Annotated in this window: 4 protein-coding genes; 3 read left to right on the top strand and 1 reads right to left on the bottom strand. The window is 40.0% G+C overall.

The window, feature by feature from the left end; translation table 11 throughout:
* Nucleotides 1–141 precede the first annotated feature (141 nt).
* Nucleotides 142–279: a hypothetical protein gene (locus HT729_RS11440; RefSeq protein ID WP_172932033.1), complete on the top strand. Its 138-nt coding sequence runs from the start codon at nt 142–144 to the stop codon at nt 277–279.
* On the opposite strand, the gene HT729_RS11435 is transcribed toward HT729_RS11440, so the two are convergent.
* The gene (locus HT729_RS11435) at nt 276–1,289 is read right to left on the bottom strand and encodes a lactonase family protein (RefSeq protein ID WP_000665636.1); all 1,014 of its coding nucleotides are present in this window, start codon (nt 1,287–1,289) and stop codon (nt 276–278) included. The genes HT729_RS11440 and HT729_RS11435 overlap by 4 nt on opposite strands.
* 143 nt (nt 1,290–1,432) lie before the next feature.
* Between HT729_RS11435 and HT729_RS11430 the strand changes: the two genes are divergently transcribed.
* Together HT729_RS11430 and HT729_RS11425 are read left to right on the top strand one after the other, a co-directional pair.
* A complete protein-coding gene (locus tag HT729_RS11430) occupies nt 1,433–2,599 on the top strand; it encodes an AI-2E family transporter (RefSeq protein ID WP_100128008.1) in 1,167 nt (388 codons plus the stop codon).
* Nucleotides 2,589–3,818, top strand: a complete 1,230-nt coding sequence (locus HT729_RS11425) for a tetratricopeptide repeat protein (protein WP_171043562.1) — start codon at nt 2,589–2,591, stop codon at nt 3,816–3,818. The genes HT729_RS11430 and HT729_RS11425 overlap by 11 nt, the downstream gene beginning before the upstream one ends.
* The last annotated feature ends 210 nt before the right edge of the window (nt 3,819–4,028 follow it).

The following is a 4,028-nucleotide window of genomic DNA, read 5'->3' as shown; positions in this document are numbered from 1 at the left end:
GAAACTCTCGTAAACAAAGAGGTTTTAGAGGCTTATTTACCATGGACTAAAGTTGTACAAGAAAAGTGCAAATAAGAAATCTCCAGATTAGGAACTATCCGTGAGTTCTCTAGTCTGGAGATTTTTCAATATACTTCGTTATTGGGCGGTTACGATAGAACTGACGAAGTCAGCTCAAAACACAGTTTTGAGGTTGTGGATAGAACTGACGAAGTCAGTAACCATACCTACGGTAAGGCGACGCTGACGTGGTTTGAAGAGATTTTTGAAGAGTATTAAGGAGCAAAACGGATGCAGACTGCTTCGGGAACATGGAAGTCGTTGGAGAGTTCTGCTAGACGACCATTGTCACAATTACGTTTAAAGACAGTTGCATTGTCAGAGTCTTGGTGGACAGCAATGAGAAATTTTTGGTCAGGTGTCAAATCAAAATCACGTGGAGTCTGACCATGTGTTGGAACGATTTCTAATAACTCTAAGCTACCGTCCGCAAGGATGGTATATACTGCGATAGAATCATGACCACGGTTAGAAGCGTAGAGGTATTTACCGTCTGTAGAGAGACGAATAGCAGCGGTTCCATTAAAGCCTTCATAACCGTCTGGTAGAGTTGAAATCACTTGCATACGTTCAAATTCGCCAACGCCATCGTAGATTAGAACCTCGATAGTGCTATTGAGTTCACAAATCAGATAAGCGATTTTATAGTGGTTATGGAAAACGATATGACGTGAGCCCGCTCCTGGCTGGCTATTGTAGGTATAGAGTTTAGATAATTTCCCTTCTTGATCAAGGTCATAAGTGATAACTTGGTCAGTACCCAAGTCGCAGGTCACTAGATAGTGGTCAGGTGTTAAATCTGTATAGTGAACATGGGGGGAAGCTTGATTTTCATGTGGACCTTGGCCACTGTGTTGATCCATATCACTAAGTAGAAGACTCCCATCCTTCTGACGTTTATAAACAAGGACCTGTCCCTTGTGGTAGTTGGCTGCATAGACCAAATTACGCTTTTCATCAACGGCAACATAACAGTGGGGAGCTCCTTTTTCAACGACGTGATTTAATAAAGCCCCGTCAGTTTGATAGGCTGCAATCCCTCCCTTATCGTCTTGACTACCAACAGTGTATAGGTGTTGGTGCTGGTCAAAGGCAAGGTAGGTTGGACTTGGCTCAGCTGTAAAAAGTTCTAGATTTGAAAGCTGACCAGTTTCTGTATCAAAGTCAGCCTTGTAAATCCCTTGGGAAGTACGACGTGTATAAGTTCCAAAATAAACAGTTTCTTTCATAACGTTACCTCTATATAAAGATAAGACTATTATATCACAAAAACAAGCCAATTAAAGACATCCAATTAGATGTAAGCACTTTAAAAAAGAGTTATTTTGATTTAAAAATGGTATAATGAGAGAACGATAGAAAGGAAGTATTTATGGAACAAAAAGAGAAACATTTTAGCCTGTCTTGGTTTTTCAAGTGGTTTTTGGATAACAAGGCCATTACGGTATTTTTGGTAACCTTATTATTGGGACTGAATCTTTTTATTTTAAGTAAGATTAGTTTTCTATTTTCATCTGTTTTAGACTTTTTGGCAGTCGTGATGCTGCCAGTTATTCTATCTGGTTTACTATATTATTTATTAAATCCTATTGTTGATTGGATGGAGAAGCATAAGGTGAATCGTGTCATAGCTATCACTATTGTCTTTGTCATCATCGCTATCTTTATCATTTGGGGCTTGGCAGTAGCTATTCCAAATCTGCAACGTCAGGTTTTGACCTTTGCAAGAAACGTTCCTGTTTACTTAGAAGATATAGATAGGATTGTTAATGGATTGGTAGCCCAGCACCTGCCAGATGATTTCAGACCTCAGTTAGAGCAGGTTTTGACAAACTTCTCTAGTCAGGCTACAGTTTGGGCAAGTAAAGTTTCATCTCAGGCAGTCAACTGGGTGAGTGCCTTTATTAGCGGAGCTTCTCAAGTGATTGTTGCCTTGATTATCGTTCCTTTCATGCTCTTTTATCTCTTGCGTGATGGGAAAGGCCTGCGTAACTATTTGACCCAATTCATGCCAAGAAAATTGAAAGAACCTGTAGGACAAGTTTTATCAGATGTGAATCAACAGTTGTCCAACTATGTTCGAGGGCAAGTGACAGTGGCTATTATTGTAGCAGTAATGTTTATGATCTTCTTCAAGATTATTGGTCTACGCTATGCGGTTACGCTTGGTGTTACTGCTGGTATTTTAAATCTGGTTCCTTATCTTGGTAGCTTCCTAGCCATGCTTCCTGCCCTAGTATTGGGCTTGATTGCTGGGCCAGTTATGCTTTTAAAAGTGGTGATTGTCTTTATCGTAGAACAAACTATTGAAGGTCGTTTTGTCTCTCCATTGATTTTGGGAAGTCAATTAAATATCCATCCCATTAATGTTCTCTTTGTTTTGTTAACTTCAGGATCTATGTTTGGTATCTGGGGAGTTTTACTTGGTATTCCAGTTTATGCCTCTGCTAAGGTTGTCATTTCGGCCATTTTCGAATGGTATAAGGTAGTCAGTGGTCTATATGAATTAGAGGGCGAGGAAGTCAAGAGTGAACAATAGTCAACAGATGTTACAGGCTTTGGAAGAGCAAGATTTAACTAAGGCTGAGCATTATTTCGCCAAAGCTTTAGAAAATGATTCAAGTGAGCTTTTGTATGAGTTAGCTACTTATCTTGAAGGAATTGGTTTTTATCCTCAGGCCAAGGAAATTTACCTGAAAATCGTAGAGGATTTTCCAGAGGTTCATCTTAATCTAGCTGCAATTGCTAGCGAGGATGGTCAAATCGAGGAAGCCTTTGCCTATCTTGAGGAAATCCAAGCTGACAGTGACTGGTATGTTTCTGCTTTGCTTCTTAAGGCAGACCTTTACCAGATGGAAGGTTTGACAGATGTGGCGCGTGAAAAATTACTAGAAGCCTTGACTTACTCAGAGGATCCTCTTTTGATATTGGGCTTGGCAGAGTTGGATAGTGAGTTGGAAAATTACCAAGAGGCTATTCTAGGCTATGCCCAGTTAGATAATCGCTCAATTTATGAGCAAACAGGCATCTCTACCTATCAACGGATTGGCTTTGCCTATGCCCAGTTAGGGAAATTGGAAACGGCTACAGAGTTTTTAGAAAAAGCCTTGGAGTTAGAATACGATGACCTAATAGCTTTTGAGTTGGCCAGCCTTTACTTTGATCAAGAAGAATACCAAAAAGCTGTCCTCTACTTTAAGCAGATCGATACCATTTCTCCTGACTTTGAAGGTTATGAGTATGGGTACAGTCAGGCCTTACATAAGGAACACCAAGTTCAAGAAGCCCTGCGTATCGCTAAGCAAGGCTTAGAGAAAAATCCCTTTGAAACTCGCCTCTTGCTAGCTGCTTCACAATTCTCTTATGAACTGCATGATGCAAGTGGGGCAGAAAATTATCTCCTAACAGCTAAAGAAGACGCTGAGGATACAGAAGAAATCTTGCTTCGTTTAGCCACTATTTATCTGGAGCAGGAGCGTTATGAGGATATTCTAGACTTGCAGAGCGATGAGCCAGAAAATCTCTTGACCAAGTGGATGATTGCTCGTTCCTATCAAGAAATGGACGATTTGGATACTGCCTATGAGCATTACCAAGAGTTGGCAGGAGATTTAAAGGACAATCCAGAGTTTTTGGAACACTATATCTATCTCTTGCGTGAATTGGGCTACTTTGAGGAAGCAAAAGTCAATGCACAAGCTTACTTAAAACTGGTTCCAGATGATGTGCAAATGCAAGAACTGTTTGAGAGATTGTAAGAATGTTTAAACATATAGAACTGTAGTTTATCTCTTTTGATAGCTACGGTTTTTATTATGGCTTCAAGCCAGTTTTTCTCGTAGAGAAAAACAAGAAAACCACCAGCTATGCTGGTGGCTGACAAGGCTTCTAGCTTCCATTTATTTTTCCAAGTATAATCTAATTGTTCAGGTTAGATAAAGGAGGAAAAATAAATGGCTAAAACCAGT

The organism is Streptococcus sp. 79, assembly GCF_013277425.1.
Taxonomy (GTDB): Bacteria; Bacillota; Bacilli; order Lactobacillales; family Streptococcaceae; genus Streptococcus; species Streptococcus pseudopneumoniae.
The sequence above is the reverse complement of the archived record's forward strand: the minus strand, read 5'-3'. Positions and strand labels throughout refer to the sequence as shown.